Below are 20,506 nucleotides of genomic sequence, written 5' to 3' on the forward strand. Positions count from 1 at the left end.
ACCATGCTATTGGGTGGGATCTTGTTGGTTGTAACGAGCAAACAAAAACACGCTTAATACCTGAACTGAGCAGATAGCTAATTGCGATTAGGTTGATATATTTAATTCGATAAAAGGTAGTTCATTTAACGCAAGCGAATCGAACACACGGCATCTTATTTTTCAATTAAAAGTTTCATATATAACACCACATGCCCACGATAAGGCATAAAAATTGTTTCCAAAAGTATGATTTTTAAATTATTTTAGTTTTGCTGACACATCTTCCCCACTACAGATTTTAAGTCTCTAGATATGTTTTTTTTGTCATCAACCTGGCAAAACCAATACCCTGGTGAAGGGTTACTGACCTCTATTATGCTTGCACAAGAAAAAAAGCTGCCACTATGCTTATCACATTTTGCTGAGTAGTTATTACAATTCATACCTAGGCTATCGCATGGTAACCACTCAACATCACACCTTGTCACACTCTTAACCGCTTCCATTTCACAGCTATTTAAGGACGACCCATAACCGTAATAAGGGTCTGATGGAATTAATTCTCGAAGTGCTAGAGCCCCAATGACGACTGAAGCATATATCTCAAGTGGGTTGAGTTTTTTTTGTGGTTCGTTTCTTGACTGTTCGGCTAGTCGCTGGTGTAAAGCACGTATTTTTGCTTTTTCCGCTTTTTGTTTTTCTAATTCCGCTTGTTCAGCTTGATATCTCATTCTTAGTGCTTCTTTTTCCTGACGTTTATACTCCTCTAATTCCAACTGGCGTTTTTTGGAAATTTCCTTGTTAATTTTGAGTTTTAATTTGTAATCCAGCTCTAGTTTATTTGGGGAGAAGGTTATTGTGTGAAGATTGTCGTTCCATACGCCTATAGGAGGGTTTACGTAATCGTCGTAATCTGTTTGTAGCTCATTATTTAAGTAGCGATCCAATGCAAAACTGATGGGATACTTAACAAATTGACCGAAATCATTTGTTTTTTTACTAAAACTCATTTTAAGAGCGTTTTTGTTCGTTGATAGCGCCAAAAAACCATATTTATCTGGCCATGTGAAAAAAGGAGGATTCGGACAACCATTGGCTCGATTTTTTTTATTAGTCTCATCAAAGATAACTTTGTTATTAAAATCAGAGCGAATACTTAGAAGCATTTTGCAATCATCTCCCATAGATATGAGCCCAAAAAAATTATAAGAACCACTAAATAACATTGGTGATAACCAAACGATAAGTTCCGCTGGCGCCAAATATCCCCCAATAAGAACAAACCCATGCCAAGCACCAGCAGTGTCAAGAGCCGATAGTTCTTCGACAAACTCACCAGTATCCACATTAAATTTCAAAGCTTTCTGCCTTTCCAACTCTATCAGTTTGCCATATTCATATAAGTCTAGATTCAGTATTTCTGCCTGATTTAATACATATCCAAATTCACTGTTTGACTTAAATACTTCTCTACTATGTTTGATCGCGAAACTTTTGATCACAGGTGAAGTATCTGTTACTTTTTTCGGAACTATTGTAACAAAATATCTGTCTTCCTTATGTTTATTCAGTTTTATCGTTCCCTCTTCATAACCAGGACAATCACCAAATAGAGGACTAAGTTCATAGACCCCCCTTTGATTTATTTTTTTCTTTGTAAATTCGATCAAGCAAGTATTACTACTATTAACAACGAAATGAATAACTCCATAGACATGTTTGTTGTCATAAATAACAAGGTGTAAATAACGACCTATTTTTCCTGACCGGTTTACATAAAAATATTCAGGGGGCTTTTCTTCAAAAGAACTGCTTACCTGCTGAGGTTGTGGATTCATCGGATAAGAAATTCCCGGAATTATAGCGAGCAAGAATCCAACAATTGAGAAAATTTTCATAACAGCCACTCCTTTAGGCCATACCAACATTACTGTTCGGTTGCAGGTGTATCAGGGTACATTCAAATATACAGGTTTACACTAATCACTGAGTTGCATGAATAGTTATAGTGTATATATTTCAGCGTTTCCAAAACCAAAATGTTTTCAGCTTAGTGCATCATGTAGCACAACATTTTCAATAGAATTGTTTGCTGCGAGTGATTCGTTGTCCGTGTGATACTAATAGAACATATCATGGTCTCCTGCTTTCAAAGGAGACCATACGATAAAATCAGTGCGGGTTTTACAATTAATGCTTGCCCATTAATTACAATCTACTCTGACAATTTAAACTCTAATACGACTCTTATCCCATTTACTCGGATTGCCACTCCATCAACTACCTTAGGTTTAAATTTCCATTTAGCTAAGGCTAGAGTTGCTTCTCTATCAAACACGTCACTCGGGTAGTGATCGACAATAACTATATCATCCACGCTACCTAGAGTAGTTACTGCAAATTGAAGTTCAATCCAACCTTCTTTAGCTTCTATTAAGGCATCTACTGGGTACTTGGGACTAATAAGAATAAGAATAGGCATAGGAAAATAGTTGATCGTATAAACTTCCCCTGTCTCATACACCTCAAATGTATATGTAATACTTCTATATGGTTCAGTCACCTCAGGTACATAAGTACTAAAATTTAGTACTTCACCCTTGCTAATCTTATAACCTGATTCTAAGCCGATAAAAGAAGGGAAAGTACCTGGCACATCTATGGTTGCAGCGACATTAATGATAGTGATATCACTTTCACTAGCAGTCAGCTTAAACGAGTCAAGTTGCAAGCCTTTGGTGGAAATGGGTCCCGTATCAATATCCAACGCTAAACCGACCTCTTCATAGCTATTTTCATCATCAGCACTTTGAATGTGAAGGGTTGTACTACCAACGTTACCTGAAGCCAATCTGGCATTCACAATTACCACGTCAGTCGACAGCACAGCATCCGAACTGTAGAGCGTAAGGGTTATTACATATTCCCCAACCTCATCGGCAATAAAAGTAGGTGTAATATCGTTTCCACTTATCTTAGCTTCACTGTTTTCAGGCAAAGACTTAAAATGCCAGTCGTATTGAGCGATTTTGCTATGTTTATCTTTTGATTCTCGAGCATCTAAATAGACAATATTTCCGACGGTTACATCTTGGTCAAGTCCGGCATTGGCGACAACGACCATATTACTGTCACTAGCATGGATCGTTACGTTATCGGTTGCTGACTGGCCCTGGCTATCCGTGACAGTGAGAGTGAATAGGTAGTCGCCCTCAATCGCAGGAGTAAACGTTGCTGAAGCAAGTGTTTCGCCAACCAGCTCTATATCCTCACCGCCTTCTGGGTAACTGATTAGAGACCATAAATAATGCAACGATGACGATGAATAACTACTTGCACCATCTAAACTAACTTCTTCACCAACTTCAACGCTTTGATCGTCTCCGGCTCGAGCAACAGGTGCTAAAACATTGTCTTCAATTACGTTTACAATGAGGTTTAACGGGGTACTATCCAATTTCCCATCGTTAACTACAAGTGTAATAACGTATTCACCAGCAGAATCGGTTGTAAAAGCTGCAATTGCTGAAGTTTTATTGCTTAACTCCGCGTTAGCCTCATTACTGGGTAAGGAGGTTAGTTCCCAATTATAAGTTAGTTGGTCATTGTCTGCGTCGTAGCTGGCAGTGGCATCTAAACTGTACTGTTGATTTACTGCAACCCCGTTCAATTCAGTGTTGGTTGCCGCAACTGGCGGTACATTTTGCGTTTCGGCCAAGATTACTACTGAGTCAACACTACTGTCTGCAATACCATCATTGACAACCAAAGCAATAACATAGGTGCCGTCAATGTCAGCAATAAAAGTAGGTGATTGAATACTGCTAAGACTCAATGTGGCAATACTTCCCTCTGGGCTGCTGGTAATAGTCCACCTATAGTTAATTACATCTAAGTCAGGGTCGCTGCTAGCACTTCCGTCCAAAGTGACTAATGAGCCTGTTTTTATATTCTGGTCAGCTCCTGCATTTGCGACAGGAGCAAAATTATCAGTGTTAGGTCGTTCTATTTTGAATTCCAAAGGGTGACTAGCTTTTTCCACCCTGTCTTCGCTGATGGTTAATACAACGGCATATGTTCCTTCAATATCCGGGGTAAATTGAAATAATAAACTATTACTATTTTCAATAGCAGCCGAACTCTTGTCCGGTTTAGACACCAACGACCATTTAAAAGTGAATTTATCTTCATCTATGTCGCCAATACTGCCTGATAAATAAACTTCGGAACCAAGTTGCAAGTCATTTTTGTTGCTATCTAATGATATTGTCACCTCTGGGAGTCTTATTACAGTGACGATAACGTGAGCTGGCTCACTATCATGTTCGCCATCGTTCACGATCAATTCAATTTCATATTCACCTTCTATATCTGGAATAAAAGTCACCGAAGATTGATTATTACCGTCAAAACTGCTTGAACTCCCTTCTGGATTCGACTTTATGTTCCATCTAAAGGTTAACTGCTCCTTTTCTGGATCATGACTATTAGCGCCACTAAGCGTAACGGTTGAGCCAACCACTGCAGTCATATCGTCATTAACAAGCGCTACGGGTCGTTTGTTCTCCTGTTCAAATGACAGGCAACCTGTAAGGGTAGACAACAGAAGAAGTAAACATAACGTATATATGTAGTGTGTTAGCAGCATAGATCTTAAGCGGAATTTAGTCATCATTATCCGAATCCTTGTTTATGGAACGTACAGGCTGTTTGCTATAGAGCAAGATCAGCAAAAGTTAAGTCGAATTTACGCTAAATTAACTGCAGGGCAAGATCATACTTTGATCAGCTTAACAGGGGTCCATTTTGGTGAGAAAGAGATGTAATTTGGAGCAAAGTATTTTTCAAAGAAAAAATACAAGCTTTAGTGAAATTACACATCAAGTCCCCTTTCTAAATTGGTGCTGATTAAAAAGCATCCAAGTTTGAAAGATCCCCCAGAAATTTACAGTAAGTAATCACCATCACTAAAAGTTTACCGTAGCTTACTCACAAACTATAAATCTCAACACTTGTATCAGCCGAGTTCAAAGTGAAAGTCGCAAAGTATTCCGCATGATTCGAGCCCAATAATCCATTACGTTTTTTAAGCTACCACACACTGAACAAATGAACAATAAATTAGACACAACTAAAATACACTGAGCAACAAACAGGTCAAATACTCAAATTCAAACCGAACAAAAAACCGCCAACAAACTTAGTTCCGATCTATACTTTCATTGTACAAATAATTGGAACAATAAAATGGGTAAGAATAGAGACATGGAAATTAGCAGAGAAAAAAGTGAGTCCATTATTAGTAGTAAAAATGCTTACACGCTCGAAAAACTCGGCATGTATTGCGTCTCAGGCATATCGAAAACTAGATTTGAAGGGGTACGCTATACATTGTTAGAACACGCTCGCAAAACCCGGGTCGATATTTTTTTCGCTGAATACTACGAACATGCTGGTATGTTGGATAATCAGCATATTTGGAAGATAAAACCGGACTATATTGGAGTATATGTAAAAACAGATTGGGACATGTTTCGGTGGAAGCAAGAATATCTAAAACTCCCCTATATTTAACACATATGACATATAATTTTTCACTATTTCATTAGCTTCTTGCGTCTTGAATTTCGCGTAAAGCTGATGAACAAAAGTGGAGAAATGGTGTTCAAATAGATTAACACTCAAGGTTAGTGGCACTTCACAAGCTTCGATAAACTCAACAAGGCTAATCATTCATTGTTTATAGAATCATAGGCAGCAAGCGTATCGCTCAAGCCGCCAAAGCTATATTAACCATCAAACCTACATTTTAAAGGCAGATATGCACTACACACCTGCCCTTAACTGCTCACTTTCAAACGTCTCGACATTACCTCAAAATTACCTGCAAGCCGGTCGGTGTACCGCTTTCAACAAACTCATGTACATTTTTAGTTGGCGCTAATAAAGGTGTGCGCCCCCATATATAACTTTGTTCGGCCACTATCGCTTGATACGCTTTATTCAATGCTAATGCGCGCTCTGCACTGGGTAACATTAAAATGCCTAGATCATGTTTTAGCGCGTCAAACATGGCAGGTTTTGCTGTTGTATCTGGGTTGTAAAACTTATTAAATACCTCTTGGTTGGTTCTAAACTCATCACCCCAAGGGTTGTTGGTTAAATAGGTTTGAAACTCAGCTCGACCATCAGCCATTTTAGTTTCAGTTGTGCCGGCTATCGATTTTTCGCTCCAGTGATACCAACCGTTCTTAAATTGCTGATTATTAAATTTTCGCGCAAACGAAAAGTTTAAATCGGTAGTAGCGCTTATGCCTGAATGGCAACCCATACAAAACACAGTTTCTTCGTAGGTTTGTGGGCGCAAATCACCTTGTTTGTCTTCAATAAAAGCTTGGTATTTCCAGCCCATGCCTGTGTACAAACCAGTTTCACTATCTCCTTTAAATGTGCGTAAACGCTCAGGAAAATCGTGTTTTTCTTTAATTTCGCTTAAAGCGGCATTTTGCAGCTGAGCATAATTATTCCAACTGACTTTTTTGCTATAACGCACTTCTTTAATCCGCGCAGACTTCTGTACTTGCTGCTGTTGATTTAAATCTAAATAGCGTACTGTGTGCAAAAACTCAGTGCCGACTGGGAATAAACCCGCAGCAACTTTCAGTTCACCTTGTTTTTGTAACTCACCCGCTTTACCAACAAAGTTCATATATTCATTCTGTTTCGGTGCCCATTGATAGGTAATTTTTTGTGCGCTCGACAACTCACCGTTTTTATCTAAATCGACTTGATAAAGCTGCTCATTGGTAACAGGAATACTGATATCTTTTTCTTGAATCAGCGCTTCAACAATTGCCAAATTAATTTGGTACACCTGCAAATCTAACTGACCTTGGTTATTTTGTCGAAATACTAGAGGTAAACGCAGCATTACATCGTCAGTTGCGCCATTAGTTGGCATAAAAGCACCGGGGAAAGGCGCATAAGCAAAAACTCGCCAACCGTTAAATTGGCCATCCGGTGTTTGGTCGAAGCCGTTTTGGTCAAAGTTAAAATACACGTCCGGCACAAAACCATCCCATTTGCCGTTGTTGTTTGCATCCCATTTTTTCGGTGGATTTTTTAATTTGTCCGCTAAGATAATTTCTCCATCTTGCGCAAAATAATTGGACTGACGTACATAAGCTAAAATAGATTCGTCAGTTAATGATTGGGTATGTGCTGAAAAGTCTCGAAATAGATTTTTCCATCTATTGGTTTGTAAATAAGCCGCAGTAAAACCGTATTCTAACTGTAGGTCAGTTCCATTGATAAAATTGGGCCTTTTACCATTTGCATGGCAGGCATAACACGAATTGTAAGCATTGCCCTGCTCGTCTTGGGTTTTGGTATAACATTGTGCTGGTACATAAGCAGCTTCGTTATACATAACATTGGTTCGAGTATAAGTTTGTTTGGCTAGGGCTTGTTCTAGTTCTGATTGTTTGCCTGAGCAGCCAGTCAAACAGGCAACAATCATTAACATCAAAATCTGTTGCGTGTTCATTAATTTCGTCCAAATAGTCAGTTAACAAATAAAAGCGCAATTTAACCAAGAATATTTACGGATTTATGAACACAGCTTAATCAGCCTCAGTCACACAATCGTCATAAAATTGCAATAACATAAAGGTTTTGACATTAAGCCTGCGCAGAAGAAAGCAATAAAAAATCATGTCTGAACATCTGTATATTTCTACCAGCAAACTCATTTTTATTGGCTTAGTGGCTGCGCTAAGCATCTGGTTTTTCACCCTCCACCAGCCGCATAAAACTTTACAATTAAGCTTAAGTCAGCACACTTGCCTAACCAATAATAACCAAAGCAGCGCGAGTTTTAATTTATACATTCCAACCAATTACCACAGCCAACAATTGGCTGAAAGTTTGTGCAACAACACAGAAATCAGCAACCGCTACCACCAAGTCATAATTAATTGGCAACCGAGAAAACTCATTGGCAGTGAAACTATTTTAACCCAAGCTTATGATTTAATTTGGTTACGCGACTATCGCCTGCAAGGGTTAGCGCCTGATTATCAATCCATTTACCAATCTCTGGTTGAATTGCCCAGTTACGACATACATTGGTATAGCCACAGTCCAATTGCGAGCGTGGACAAAACTTTTTTCGCGCAGAAAAAAATCGGTTTAATTGACGATCCCGCAAGTTTATCCACTTACCAATTGCCTTTAACTCAACTACGCCAACTGAATGTGGATGAGTCACAAATTGTCTATTGCGCTAACTATCAAAGCCTAGTGCAAAAGTTTTTAAACCAACAACTAGATGTTATTCCATCCATTAGTTCAGTCAGTGCTTTAAAAGACTGGCCATCAACTCAGCAAGTTGTGTTGGCGCAAAACCGTCCTATGGGTAATTGGTATGTCAGTAATCAAGTTGACGCGAAATTGCACGGTTTATTGACCAAACAAGTAAACCACTACATGCAGTCGCTACAAATTAGCCACAACAAATCTTAAGGTCACTTTATGCACTTCAATCGCCGAACTATTTGGCAGTTTTTAGCCGTCGGCTCACTGCTATTTATATTAAGTGTTGTGCGCAGCTATTGGTCTGTTCATCAGCAAGTAACGGCTGCTATCCATCAATCTTATTTACTCAGTAATACAACTTTAGTTACACCTGATTTATTAATTAATTTGGAGCAACAGCTTAACAACAGCAAAGCTTTTACTTTTACCCATCCGATATTTTCGTCAGTCATTCGTCAGGTATCTATTAAACAAGCCAGCAGTGTTTTGTTGGAAGATTCAGCATCAAGTTGGTTTAACTTAGCTGTGGTTACCAACTTGGCCGAACATCGGATAAAAACACGGTTCGATTTAGCTTATCAAGTAAGCTGGTTGAGCTTATTGCTGTTTACGCTGTTGGTGTGTTTATCGTTAAATTTGCTTGTGGCCGCTTTTCCAAATGCACGCAAACAAAAACTAATCACTTGGCGTAACCGCCTGCAAACAATTGGTTTGAGCAAGTCTCAAGCTAAACTTATCGCTAATAAACTCAGCGCTAGCAGTGTCGCAACTCAGCAACAATGCCAATGGATAATGGCTCAAAATTCTGTGGACGAACGAACTTGGCTGCTTGAACACTTGCTCAATACGCAGTTAAAACCTGAACAATTTAGCTGGCTGCAACTCGCGCTAAGTAAAAACATTTGTGCTAAACAGGCATTAAACATAGCCACAGCGACAGACGAGTTAACAATAGACTTAACCAACAGCCAAGTTACAATTCACGGAATACCCTGCCAACTCAAGATAACCCCATTGATTTATTATTATTGGTACGCTCAAAAACAAAAAGACAATTTAGGCGCTTATATCAACCCTGCGATAAACAAACCAGACAGAGAACAAGGTCAATATTTAGCAGAGTTGATGCAGCAATATGGCGGCCATAAAAAAGCCATTAACGACTTATTAGAAAATGGTTTAAAAGGAAAAACGCTCGACCAAAACCGCAATAAAATAAAAGAAGAATTAACCCAACAACTGGGTGATTTGGCAGAAAACTATTTATTCGACAGCCGCCGTGATGGTCGCACAGCACGTTACCAATACTGGCTTAAACTGCCGGCTGAAAAGATAACTCTAAAAGTTTAGAGATATCTTTTTCACATAACTGACCTTTATTTTTTCTACAGTTTTCTCAACTTTTATTCAGGAGAAAACAACAATGAAAAAATCGTTAACTACTTTAGCTTTATTGGCTGCTGGCTGTATTTCAACTTCAAGCCATGCGTTAAATATTTTAGTCACCAATGATGACAGCTGGCATACCAAAAATATTCAAACCTTGTTTGATAAATTAAAAGCAGCTGGGCATAACGTTATCATGTCTGCACCTTGTACTGGCCAAAGTGGTAAAGGTGGGGCAATTCATTTCTTAAAAGCAGTTAATGTGGATACATCACAAATTGCTGACGGCAAAGTCTGTGTTGGTGACACTGACGAAACAGTCAAATTTGAAGATTTTGTTGAAGGCACACCTGTTATGGCCGCTTTGTACGGTATTGATGTGCTTGCGCAACAAACTTGGAATGCAGCCCCTGACTTAGTCATTTCTGGGCCAAATGAAGGCAATAACCTAGGTTATATGACCAATAACTCAGGTACTTTAGGTGCAGCAAATGTCAGTATTGCCCGTGGTTTACCAGCGATTGCAGTTAGTGCTGATACTTCCACTGAAACAGATGCTGACGTAAATGCAGTGGCTGACGCTGTGGTAGAAATTGTTGCTGAACTTGTGGCCAACCAACAAGCAGGTCAACCATTATTGCCTAAATTTACTGGCTTAAATGTAAATACTCCGGCGGATATGGCCAATGTTAAAGGTTATAAATTCACCCAGGTCGGCTGGAATGCTGGTGGTATTGATGTGAAATTTGCTGGCGATTTATCCGCAGATCAAGTTGTGATGGGTTATGTAGCACAAGGTATTTTAGCTGCAGGTTATGCACAAGATATGGCGAGCGCGATGCAAATGGCACAAAGCCAATATGCAGGTAAAGCGGGTGTCTCAATTGAGCGTTCTACCCCACTAGTTGATGATGAAAACACCAATAGTGAAGGCAACGCAATAGCAGAAGGTTACATTACCATAAGTACCATTGAAGCAAATGTACAAGCAACACAAAGTAAAACCGCTTGGACTCGCATGCAGTTAAATGGTTTAGTGGATTAATAAGGTGACTTTAGTAATGAAAAATATATCCACGCATATACTGGCTGGTGCGGCCGCTTTGGCAGTGCTCAATTTAACCGGTTGCGACATCAGCATTAATTCTGACAGTGATGATGATACTCAAGCCAAATTTTTGCGCACCAATACAGGTATCTATCAAAGTGTATTTAGTAACCAACAACAGCAAGCTCAAACTTATACTTTGGTTATTGATAAACAAGGCGCTTTGTTAATTACCAATAATGACAGAGACGAAACAACTAGCTACCAAGCGAATTTTACGGCGGATGATGAATTGCTGATATTCGCTGACAAAATTAGCTGCGGCCTTGGTGTTAGTCCCTCCACATTTAGCTGTAGCCTAGATACTGATTCAAATACAGATGAAGCAACAATCCTCACTATGTTGGATTCATCACCAGCTATCACAAATGCTGAACTAACTGGTGCATATCAAGGCATATATCAAACGCAAAAACTTGTGTTAGATATCTCGGCTTCAGGGCAAATATCTGCTCAATATAACAACTGCCAAATAAGCGGACAACTTGCAGCAAATAGCAGCTTGTTAACCAAGTTAACTGACTCATGCGAAACAGGTCAACAGCTTGCTTTTGTCAGCCTTGAGCAATTAACCGATGAACAATCTGTTGTGAAAATTTCCAGCGAACACCCTGCGCTTGCGGGTTATTGGTTTTAAGCTGGCTACTGGCTAGGCAAAATAGAAAGTAAAAAAGGCCTGATTTTCGAAAGGACAAATCAGGCCTAATTTTTTATAGTAGGTTTAATTATTTATCCATTTCAAGATTAAAACGGAATGGACCAACATAACCAATTTCAGATTCCATATCGCTTTCACGACCTTCTGGATGTTGTGCAACCGCAGTTAAATAACCAAAACCATTGATATCTTTGTACCAAAATGGCGAAGTAGTTTCTGCATCCAATGGCGCTGTATAAATACGGGTTAACTTGCCTGTATCTAAGTCATACGACCAAATCATATTGTTCAGATGATTACTGGTATCTTCACCAATAATTAAGCTGTTTGAATCCGCTAAATAACTTACGTTATCAGGTGAGGCAATTGAGTTAACATCACAAGAGTTACCTTCGTAAACATCACCTGCAGCATAACTAAAGGGCACACCGGCAACTAAGCCTTTGATATTTTTAGCCACATAATCTGAATTAACAGAGTTATCAGCCATCACATCTAATTCATAGACAACTCCACAAGAGTTTCTATCTAAACGGATATGATTCGGGCCACCTTTATCATTTGAACTAGCGTCTTCCATACCACGTGATACTTCAGACATAGCTAGGTATAACTTGCCATCTTTTTCGTTAAAAGTAATACCCTCTTCTTTACGAAATTCAGTTGTTGCACCTTTGTAAGCTGCAAAACGACGAGTTTCTAAACGTGAGGCAATTTTTTCGTCGGCCGCATCGACCACAGAATCTTGATTAATGTCTTTTAACTTAACACACTCTAAACCTGCTGAAGTATTTATTGAAGTGAAGTCTGTTGCACATTGGTCGTTGTCGTCTGCATCAACAAACTCAAAAATGTCTGTTAGGTGTGGCTTTTTCGCCACTTCAGCACGAATTTCAGCATTGTTTGCATGACCTAAACTCACCCACTCTAAATCAGCTTCACCCGAGTTCGCCGCAGAAGTTTGTATCCATTTAGCAGCATACAAAGTACCAGAAGATAAATCTTTAGCTTGGTCAGCAACAAACATGTAAAAACCACCGTTTGTACCGTCATCAGATAAATATACAGTGCGGTTATCTGGCATTACATAAGCCAACTCATGTGCAAAACGGCCCATTGAATAATGTTTAGTATATTCAGCTTGACCTTGTGCATTAATTTCAACTTCTGGTGTCCATCCATAATAATATGGGCTTGCCATAGTTAAATCATCTTGCCAGTAAGGTGCGATTGCATCGTAGTAAAAGTCACCTGTTTTACCATCATCACCAACAGTTAACGCGCCACTTGGCTCATATTCTTCTGAGCCTAAATGCGACTGCCACGGTGTTGTTTGACCCGCACAATGTACCCAACCACCAAATTCATCTTTTTGGCTAACAAACTCTAAAGTACCGGCAACTGGCGATAAATGACCATATTCATCTTGCGCCAACTCTTGTACATAAATAGAACCAATTTGACATTCAAACTGAGAGACCATGTACAATTTGTTGTTTTTTTCGATGATACTATTAAAGTCTAAGCCCGAACCGACACCAGCATTAGTGCCATTACAAATGTAATCACTACCGTCTTCAAAAGTGATTGGTTGATCCATGTAGTCTTTCGACAAACCGAATTTTTCACCAGTTTGATCATCTTCATAGGCTGTTGCCATAATACGACGATACCCAATAGACTGAATTTTACCGTTTACCACAACCTCACCACTTGCACGAACTTGCTGTTGTGCATCAAGCGACAATGGCACGGCAATTTCAGCAAAAGATAATTCTGTCATTTGTGGTTGATGATGGTCATCGTTGTCATCGTCATCGTTAAAATCTAAGTCAATTGAACAAGCTGTTAATGCTGTCGCAGTTGCCACTGCCAACAAGCTTAATTTAAACAAATTTTGCGTTTTCATTGTTAGTTCTCCGTGTAAATAAATCTATTGTTTTAAACGTCTAAATGCAGCAAGTGTCAGCAGCAATAACCAGAAAAGGTTGTTTGTTGCGCCACCGTCAATTTCATAATCATCATCGTCGTCATTATCATCTTCATGCTCATCAACTAAGTCAGTCATTGCGACATCGACCCACACAAGGCGGTGATCTGACGAAGCTGCGCGAGTTTCAACCAGTGGATATAAATCTTGGTCTTCAGTTGGCCAAAACACTGAACCTTGTTGAACATTTAACCCAGAGCGAGAAGTCAGTACATAATCAGCGCGCATTTGCCAAGAAGCTGTGTGATAAGGTGCAAGAGGATTGTCACTGTCGTTTGCCACCCCACCGTTAGAAGCAGGCGCGAACTCAGCGTACACTTTGTCGTTTAATAAAAGTTGGTCGATAGTGCCTGGGTAAGCATCACCTTCAACTGATGCATTTAAATCACCCGCAATAACAAAACGCGCATTTTTGTATAAACCGCCCGTCTCTCCTTGGTCGTCATAGATATATTCAGCACCATTGATATAATCTGCCCACAAACGAATTTCGTCATGGTTTCGGCGACCGTTTCTGTCTTCATCACCATCAAAAACTGGCGGAGTTGGATGACTTGCTAAGATATGAACCAGCTCACCATTTATTTCTACTGGTACATCCCAATGAGATTTTGAAGATAAACGCAAAACATTAGTTTCGTCTTGGTTGTACCAAGCTTGATTATTATTAGCCGGATCAACTGGCATTAAGTTGTTTGGCATGTCTTTCCATAAAAACTTTTGGAAAGTGCGTACTTTGTCTTGCGCTATTGGATAACGCGACAATAACAACATGCCGTATTGACCTTCAAAACGACCGTAACCGTAAGCGTCGTCTGCCGTTGCAAAGTTGCCATCGTTATTTAAATCAAAACCTGAGTCTATTCCTGTATTAGAAGGCGCAACATAATAATAAGGGTAATCAATAGACTGGGCGTTATCTGACTGTGGAATGTTCAAATATTGGCTGATAAACATATCAACGCCACTATTTTCATCAGCTATGTAATCAAACTCATTTAGCAACACAACGTCTGGACGAACTAACTGAATAATTTGCGCTATGTTTTTAATTTGTTGATTGTCACCTGCTGCTAACTCGTCCGCTAATATTTGTGCGCCATTCAGTTCAATGTCAGTAGAAGTATAATTTTCAGCTTCCATACTGACGTTAAAGGTGGCAACACGTAAATGTTCAGCAGATGTTTTTGCTTTAACAACATATGGATTAGGTGCTTCTACATAAACATCTTTAGTTAAAGTGAGTTTTTGCGCATTGGCATCTTCAATAACAACAGTAACTATGTAATCACCACCTTGGTTATATTGATGTGATACTGTTTCTCCTGTTGCACTTGAACCATCGTCAAAGTCCCAAGTGTAAGTATATGGCGCTACACCACTATATGCGGTTGCTTTAAATTCTGTGTCCGCCGCGAGTTTTAATTCAGTTTTACTCGCTGTCATAGCTGCCACCATAGGCAAAGCTAAATTGTCACCTGTTACATCAACCAATACATCGTCAATGTACCAAGCGCCGTTATCACCATCCGCGTCGGCTGATGTTTGATAGTGGAAAGCTATAGTGATTTGTTGACCAAGATAAGCCGCTAAATCAATGTCACCAGATGATTCAAAACCTGAACCACCTGAGCCTTGACCATCTTGCGGTAAAGATGGATTTAACTCAGTCCAAGTGGCAGTTGCAGGATCACTTCCAGTTTGAAAATCACTAGAAACTTTAACGCTCAAGTTAGTGCCATCAAACCGAACTCGAGAGGTAAATGATAAAGTAGCTGTGTTTATACCTGTGGTTGAAAGATCAATAATTGGTGAAATTAACCAATCATTACTTCCTTCGTTACCACCATAACCATTCATAGCAGCTGTGCTGGTGCCGCTAAATGTGTCGTTAAACCAGTTTTTATCGCTTGAACTAGTATAAGTTGAAAATTGACCATCTAAGCCAATGTTAAAATCTTCAAAAAATACCGGTTGAGCTTGAGCTAAACTAGATACAAGCCCTAGTGCAGCTAGGCTAAGTCGTGCGGATACCATTTTCATACCTGTCCTTATAATTTTTGCCAAATTTGCAGTAATGTAGAGTAATGACAGGTCGGACAAGTTAAGCTGATTTAATGACCAATTGTTGAATGCGAAATGACAATTTGTAGACAGTTATATTGCATGTGTGCCCTTTTACTTTCGTTTTCTATCAGATCACTGCATAATAACCAGCAATCTAAGATGTAAAAAAGTTTAAACAGCCATGACTACAGCGGTTGCACATATCAAGCTGGCTGCGCTAGCGCACAATTTAAATATTGCCAAGCAGGCAGCTCCCAATTCGAAAGTTATGGCTATTTGTAAAGCGAACGGCTACGGACATGGACTACTAGAAACTGCACAAGCAATGGCTGCTGCAGATTGTTTAGGCGTTGCACGTATTGAAGAAGCAATGCAACTGCGCCAAGCTGGCATATCCTTACCCATTATTTTGTTGGAAGGTATTTTTTCAGCGCAAGAGTTAATAGATGCAGAAGAAAATGACTTGGTCATTTGTATTCATCAGCAATGGCAACTCGATATCATCAAAGAAAATGGCAGTGGTAAAACACTTACAGTTTGGTTGAAAGTAGATACGGGTATGACGCGCTTAGGTTTGTCTGCAGCCGAGATATCTAGTGCGATTGAACAGCTTGCCAAGTTGCCACAAATCAACAAACAAATTTGTATTGTTAGCCATTTTGCCTGCGCCGATGAACCGAATCACCCATCAATAAATCAGCAAATGCAAAACTTTCAAAATTGCATGCAACAAGCGCATGTTACCGCTGATAAGTTAGGTATTCAGTTGACTAGTTCAATGGCGAACTCTGCTGCAAGTTTAACTTTGCCTGAATGCCACCATGACTATATTCGCCCAGGTATTATGTTATACGGCGTTTCACCTTTGATAGACAAAATAGGTAAACAACATAATTTATTGCCTGTGATGCAACTCACCAGCAAACTTATTTCAATTAAAGCGATAGAGCCCAGAACCTCAGTTGGTTACGGCGCAACTTGGCATAGTAATAAACATACACATATTGGTGTTGTTGCCATTGGTTATGGTGACGGCTACCCGCGCCATGCTAAAAATGGTACACCTGTTTGGATAAATGGTCGCATTGTGCCGGTTGTTGGTCGTGTTTCTATGGATATGATCACGGTTGATTTAGGCGAAAATCCTCAAGAACAAATTGGGGATACTGTTGAGTTGTGGGGTGACAACTTACCGATTGAACGCGTAGCCGAACACTCGTCTACCATTGCTTATGAGCTCTTGTGTCAAATTACCGCTCGGGTATGTAAAAAATACTATTAAGCTTGTTTTTATTCTTGTTCGAAAGAAAAATTGGCTGGGTATTTATGATAACCATCAAAATGCCCTTTGCTAACTGAAACTCCACCTTGTTTTGCAGTTAAATACAACATACTGAAGTGAAAACAAAAGTTGGGGATTATATATTGATTGATAAAAACATCTGGCGGCAAGTTTACAGTCGCGAATCCTGCCTTATCAGTGCAAACTTCCTCGTCATTTTTTCGTGTTAGTCGACTAACCTCCAACGACATCACATAATCACTAACCTTCTGCCACTGTTGCAATAAACCTTGCCAGCTATCATCTGAATTTTCAAAATCGGCAAAATCATCAGGCCAGTGTTTATCTAGTAAAGGTGCAAACCCACGCAATATAAAATTACAACAAATTCGCCATTGAGTATGTGCGGCAAACATATCGTCGAAGGGGCATTGTTGCCATATGTTTGAGTTGTGTTGTTGCATTTGTTCACCGAGTGTTTTCATGAGCGGTAAATAATGCAATGCAAAATTTTGCATGCTTTTTAATGGCGTTGTGTTAGTCATGTTTTACGCTTGTTATCTATTATAAAGACTTGTTTGCTATTTTTGCACCGTCGCTCTAAATTAACAATATAGTTTAATATAACCAGACTGTTGCTTAGAAAGATACAATTCAGTAGCAATATGCCCTTGTTAGCGCTAAGGTTAAGTGCAAATGTGCCCATTTGAAGCATAATTTTCTAAAAACGCTGTTCACCTTCCATGGTCGCTCCCACAAGGCTTCCCTGCCTTGTGAAGTTTTAGAAAATCAGCATTCAAATAGGCATTGTCGAACAATTGAGTTGCGGTAGGCAGAATGCATGAAACTTCGTGCAGCAATAAAAATGCTAATAAGGTGAATGGGCGTGTTTTGAACAAAACTTCACAAAATAGGGATATTTTGTGGGAGCGGCCCAAGGACGGGTTTAAAGCGATTTTGTGAAAAATACCCCATTTGCCTTATGAGGTGGAATGCAAGTGCCAAGTCGCGCTAAAAGTTTGGCACAAACATGCCCATTTGAAGCATAATTTTCTAAAAACGCTGTGCACCATCCTTGGTCGCTCCCACAAGGCTTCCCTGCCTTGTGAAGTTTTAGAAAATCAGCATTCAAATAGGCATTGACGAACTATTGAGTTGCGGTGAGCCAAGGGCATTAGAATTCGAGCAGCAATAAAAATACAAAACAAGGTGATAAATGGACAAACTAAACTGTATGCAGGCCTATTGTGCTGTTGTCAAAGAAGGTGGCTTTTCCGCCGCAGCGCGAAAACTCGGGATATCCAAAGTTATGGTTAGCCGTGCCGTTTCATCACTCGAAAGTGAGCTCGGCATACGCCTACTACACAGAACAACCAGGCAAATGAGCACCACAGCCGAAGGGCAAGCCTACTACGAAAGGTGTTTTCCATTACTCGAAGAATTCCAACTACTCGACGAAGCAATAAAATCAGACCATGCAGGTGCAAAAGGCAAACTGCGCCTTGCAGCGCCTGCCGAAGCATTCTCACAACAATACCTAACGCCGGTTTGGGTTAAATTTGCCCAAACCTACCCTGAAATCGAACTCGACATAACCATGTCAGATCGCTACATAGACATAGTTGAAGAAGGTTACGACGCAGCAATCCGTATAGGTAAATTACAAGACTCAAGCTTAATCGCGAAAAAACTTGCTGACATGGAATTAGTGCTTTGCGCCAGCACTGAGTATTTACAACAACACCCGACAATAGAGCACCCACAACAACTTCTAGATCACCAACTCGTAGTCGATAGTAATTTCCGTGGTGGTCAAAGCTGGCCGTTCACTAAAGAGGCAGAAGAAATATCAATACGCGCGTCAGGTAAAGTTCGCGTCAATAGCACACTAGCAGTCGCCAGTTTTATTCAAGCAGGTTTAGGCATAGGTTTATGTTTATCATTTTTAGTTGAAGACAAAATTAAGTCAGGCGAGTTAGTTCGAATATTACCTGAGTGGGAATTAATGAAAGGTGGAATCTATATTTTATACAGCCACCGCAAACACTTATCGAATAAAGTACAAGTATTTAGCCAATTTCTCGCGGAGAATTGTTTCAAATAAGGTAACAGACAAACACCAATAACAGATATTGTTTCACAAATCCTCAAATGCAAAACTTAAAATAGTTTAAGCAAAGAGGAAATTATCATGTTACGTAATGGTCAATGGGTCGAAAACTGGCAACCAATTCAACAAAAAAGTGAAGACGGCGACTTTATTCGCCAATCATCCGGCTTCAGAGATGGTGTTGTTGCAAATGCACCCGCCGATAGATATCACTTATATGTCGCTTATATCTGCCCTTGGGCTTGTCGTACTTTAATGTTACGTAAGCTAAAAGGACTCGAACATGCCATTTCAGTTTCGGTTGTAAACCCAGTATTAACCGAACAAGGCTGGGCATTTGCTCAGCCAGAAGAAAATATGCAAAAGAACTATATGCACCAACTCTATAGCCACAGTGACAGCCGATATACAGGCCGAGCAACAGTGCCAGTATTATGGGATAAATATGAGCAAAAAATCGTTAACAATGAATCGGCCGATATCATTAAAATTCTCAATGACGATTTTACTCATCTAGCCAAAAACGATATCAATTTACGCCCAAGTCATTTGGCGGGAGAAATGGCCTCTATCAACCAATATATTTACGACAAAATTAATAATGGCGTCTATCGAGCGGGTTTTGCAAGCTCACAACAAGCATACGAACGTGGTTACCAAGATGTGTTTGAAGGCTTATATACAATGGAGCAAAAACTCGCGAATCAAACATATTTGTTAGGCGAACACTTAACTGAAAGTGACATCAGATTATTTGTCACCCTAATTCGTTTCGACCTCGCCTACTACAGCATTTTTAAGTGTAATAAAAAGCGTATTAGCGACTATAACAAGCTACATGCTTATATGCACAGAATCTATCAACTGCCGGGCATTAAACAAACGGTTAATGCTGAGCACATTAAACAAGGGTATTATTCAATAAAAACACTTAATCCCTCTGGTATTGTACCGCTAGGCCCTGACAGCATCTAAGGAAAATAAAAATTATGCCTGCATCTATGCAACAAATTACTGACTACTTGTACGAACTCGGTTCACTCAAATTAGTTAACCGCAAAACCTATGTTAAAGGCCAAACTAGAGTTGAAAACTCTGCTGAACATTCGTGGCACTTAGCCATGGCGTGTTGGAACATAGCTGAAACGTTTCAGCTGAACATTAGTCATGAAAAGTTAATTAAATTAGCCTTAGTACACGACTTAGGTGAAATAGATGCGGGTGATACCTTTTTATATTCAAATGATAGAAGTAACGCCCATATCAAAGAAAGGGATTGTGTCGCTAGATTGCAACAATATGCAGGTAATGGCTGTGAAAATTTGCAAGATTTATGGGAAGAGCAAGAAACAGGCACAAGCGCAGAAACTAAATTGCTTAAAGCAGTCGATAGATTACTGCCTTTTATGTACAACATAAAAAGCCAAGGAAAAGCTTGGCGCGAACTAAAAGTTAAACGCAGTCAAGTTACAAAAGCACACGCCTTTATTAAAAACGATTTTCCAGAGATCCATAACTGGATGACAGCCCAAGTTGAAATTGCCGTATCCCAAGGTTGGCTGATTGATGAATAAGCTTATAAATCAGTCTTATTGTCAGATTTGGCG

15 protein-coding genes are annotated in these 20,506 nt (G+C 39.6%); 9 read left to right on the plus strand and 6 right to left on the minus strand.

Annotation, left to right across the window (positions count from 1 at the left end; all coding sequences use genetic code 11):
- Nucleotides 1–245: 245 nt before the first annotated feature.
- Entirely contained in the window at nucleotides 246–1,880 is a 1,635-nt protein-coding gene (locus tag WSC_RS0117945; RefSeq protein WP_016957336.1) for a hypothetical protein, read from the minus strand.
- Nucleotides 1,881–2,197: 317 nt separating this feature from the next.
- Nucleotides 2,198–4,657: a TonB family protein gene (locus tag WSC_RS24380; RefSeq protein WP_082196214.1), complete on the minus strand. Its 2,460-nt coding sequence runs from the start codon at nucleotides 4,655–4,657 to the stop codon at nucleotides 2,198–2,200.
- Between the two features lie 572 nt (nucleotides 4,658–5,229).
- On the opposite strand from WSC_RS24380, the gene WSC_RS0117955 reads away from it, so the two are divergent.
- The gene (locus WSC_RS0117955) at nucleotides 5,230–5,556 is read left to right on the plus strand and encodes a hypothetical protein (RefSeq protein WP_016957338.1); all 327 of its coding nucleotides are present in this window, start codon (nucleotides 5,230–5,232) and stop codon (nucleotides 5,554–5,556) included.
- A gap of 295 nt (nucleotides 5,557–5,851) precedes the next feature.
- Here the strand turns inward: WSC_RS0117955 and WSC_RS0117965 are convergent, their stop codons facing one another.
- A complete protein-coding gene (locus tag WSC_RS0117965) occupies nucleotides 5,852–7,528 on the minus strand; it encodes a hypothetical protein (RefSeq protein WP_016957340.1) in 1,677 nt (558 codons plus the stop codon).
- Between the two features lie 167 nt (nucleotides 7,529–7,695).
- On the opposite strand from WSC_RS0117965, the gene WSC_RS0117970 reads away from it, so the two are divergent.
- The 4 genes from WSC_RS0117970 (at nucleotide 7,696) to WSC_RS0117985 (ending at nucleotide 11,429) form a co-directional block, all read left to right on the plus strand.
- Nucleotides 7,696–8,505 carry a hypothetical protein gene (locus WSC_RS0117970; protein ID WP_016957341.1) on the plus strand — a complete coding sequence of 270 codons (810 nt, stop codon included), beginning with the start codon at nucleotides 7,696–7,698 and terminating at the stop codon, nucleotides 8,503–8,505.
- A gap of 9 nt (nucleotides 8,506–8,514) precedes the next feature.
- Nucleotides 8,515–9,648: a hypothetical protein gene (locus tag WSC_RS24385; RefSeq protein ID WP_016957342.1), complete on the plus strand. Its 1,134-nt coding sequence runs from the start codon at nucleotides 8,515–8,517 to the stop codon at nucleotides 9,646–9,648.
- Between the two features lie 73 nt (nucleotides 9,649–9,721).
- The gene (locus WSC_RS0117980; protein WP_016957343.1) at nucleotides 9,722–10,729 is read left to right on the plus strand and encodes a 5'/3'-nucleotidase SurE; all 1,008 of its coding nucleotides are present in this window, start codon (nucleotides 9,722–9,724) and stop codon (nucleotides 10,727–10,729) included.
- Nucleotides 10,730–10,745: 16 nt separating this feature from the next.
- Nucleotides 10,746–11,429 (plus strand): hypothetical protein, encoded by a 684-nt coding sequence (locus WSC_RS0117985; protein ID WP_016957344.1) that lies wholly within the window; start codon nucleotides 10,746–10,748, stop codon nucleotides 11,427–11,429.
- 88 nt (nucleotides 11,430–11,517) lie between these two features.
- Here the strand turns inward: WSC_RS0117985 and WSC_RS0117990 are convergent, their stop codons facing one another.
- Entirely contained in the window at nucleotides 11,518–13,359 is a 1,842-nt protein-coding gene (locus WSC_RS0117990; protein WP_016957345.1) for a PhoX family protein, read from the minus strand.
- A gap of 24 nt (nucleotides 13,360–13,383) precedes the next feature.
- Complete coding sequence (locus WSC_RS0117995; RefSeq protein WP_016957346.1) at nucleotides 13,384–15,483, minus strand: endonuclease/exonuclease/phosphatase family protein; 2,100 nt, start codon at nucleotides 15,481–15,483, stop codon at nucleotides 13,384–13,386.
- A 205-nt stretch (nucleotides 15,484–15,688) separates the two neighbouring features.
- On the opposite strand from WSC_RS0117995, the gene alr reads away from it, so the two are divergent.
- Entirely contained in the window at nucleotides 15,689–16,789 is a 1,101-nt protein-coding gene (alr, locus tag WSC_RS0118000) for an alanine racemase (protein WP_016957347.1), read from the plus strand.
- Between the two features lie 8 nt (nucleotides 16,790–16,797).
- Here the strand turns inward: alr and WSC_RS24390 are convergent, their stop codons facing one another.
- Nucleotides 16,798–17,334, minus strand: a complete 537-nt coding sequence (locus WSC_RS24390; RefSeq protein WP_016957348.1) for a DUF1993 family protein — start codon at nucleotides 17,332–17,334, stop codon at nucleotides 16,798–16,800.
- A 671-nt stretch (nucleotides 17,335–18,005) separates the two neighbouring features.
- Between WSC_RS24390 and WSC_RS0118015 the strand changes: the two genes are divergently transcribed.
- The 3 genes from WSC_RS0118015 to WSC_RS0118025 all read left to right on the plus strand — a co-directional run bounded on the left by WSC_RS0118015 (nucleotide 18,006) and on the right by WSC_RS0118025 (nucleotide 20,473).
- A complete protein-coding gene (locus WSC_RS0118015) occupies nucleotides 18,006–18,893 on the plus strand; it encodes a LysR family transcriptional regulator (RefSeq protein WP_016957349.1) in 888 nt (295 codons plus the stop codon).
- Nucleotides 18,894–18,980: 87 nt separating this feature from the next.
- The gene (locus WSC_RS0118020; protein ID WP_016957350.1) at nucleotides 18,981–19,874 is read left to right on the plus strand and encodes a glutathione S-transferase family protein; all 894 of its coding nucleotides are present in this window, start codon (nucleotides 18,981–18,983) and stop codon (nucleotides 19,872–19,874) included.
- 14 nt (nucleotides 19,875–19,888) lie between these two features.
- Nucleotides 19,889–20,473 carry an HD domain-containing protein gene (locus WSC_RS0118025; protein ID WP_016957351.1) on the plus strand — a complete coding sequence of 195 codons (585 nt, stop codon included), beginning with the start codon at nucleotides 19,889–19,891 and terminating at the stop codon, nucleotides 20,471–20,473.
- Nucleotides 20,474–20,506 lie beyond the last annotated feature (33 nt).

It is taken from the genome of Catenovulum agarivorans YM01, assembly GCF_000281085.1.
Taxonomy (GTDB): Bacteria; Pseudomonadota; Gammaproteobacteria; order Enterobacterales; family Alteromonadaceae; genus Catenovulum; species Catenovulum agarivorans.

Bases quoted from the DNA above. Each gene is read 5' to 3' on its own strand.
- WSC_RS0117945 (WP_016957336.1), bottom strand. From the start codon at position 1,880: ATGAAAATTTTCTCAATTGTTGGATTCTTGCTCGCTATAATTCCGGGA.
- WSC_RS24380 (WP_082196214.1), bottom strand. From the start codon at position 4,657: ATGATGACTAAATTCCGCTTAAGATCTATGCTGCTAACACACTACATA.
- WSC_RS0117955 (WP_016957338.1), top strand. From the start codon at position 5,230: ATGGGTAAGAATAGAGACATGGAAATTAGCAGAGAAAAAAGTGAGTCC.
- WSC_RS0117965 (WP_016957340.1), bottom strand. From the start codon at position 7,528: ATGAACACGCAACAGATTTTGATGTTAATGATTGTTGCCTGTTTGACT.
- WSC_RS0117970 (WP_016957341.1), top strand. From the start codon at position 7,696: ATGTCTGAACATCTGTATATTTCTACCAGCAAACTCATTTTTATTGGC.
- WSC_RS24385 (WP_016957342.1), top strand. From the start codon at position 8,515: ATGCACTTCAATCGCCGAACTATTTGGCAGTTTTTAGCCGTCGGCTCA.
- WSC_RS0117980 (WP_016957343.1), top strand. From the start codon at position 9,722: ATGAAAAAATCGTTAACTACTTTAGCTTTATTGGCTGCTGGCTGTATT.
- WSC_RS0117985 (WP_016957344.1), top strand. From the start codon at position 10,746: ATGAAAAATATATCCACGCATATACTGGCTGGTGCGGCCGCTTTGGCA.
- WSC_RS0117990 (WP_016957345.1), bottom strand. From the start codon at position 13,359: ATGAAAACGCAAAATTTGTTTAAATTAAGCTTGTTGGCAGTGGCAACT.
- WSC_RS0117995 (WP_016957346.1), bottom strand. From the start codon at position 15,483: ATGAAAATGGTATCCGCACGACTTAGCCTAGCTGCACTAGGGCTTGTA.
- alr (WP_016957347.1), top strand. From the start codon at position 15,689: ATGACTACAGCGGTTGCACATATCAAGCTGGCTGCGCTAGCGCACAAT.
- WSC_RS24390 (WP_016957348.1), bottom strand. From the start codon at position 17,334: ATGACTAACACAACGCCATTAAAAAGCATGCAAAATTTTGCATTGCAT.
- WSC_RS0118015 (WP_016957349.1), top strand. From the start codon at position 18,006: ATGGACAAACTAAACTGTATGCAGGCCTATTGTGCTGTTGTCAAAGAA.
- WSC_RS0118020 (WP_016957350.1), top strand. From the start codon at position 18,981: ATGTTACGTAATGGTCAATGGGTCGAAAACTGGCAACCAATTCAACAA.
- WSC_RS0118025 (WP_016957351.1), top strand. From the start codon at position 19,889: ATGCCTGCATCTATGCAACAAATTACTGACTACTTGTACGAACTCGGT.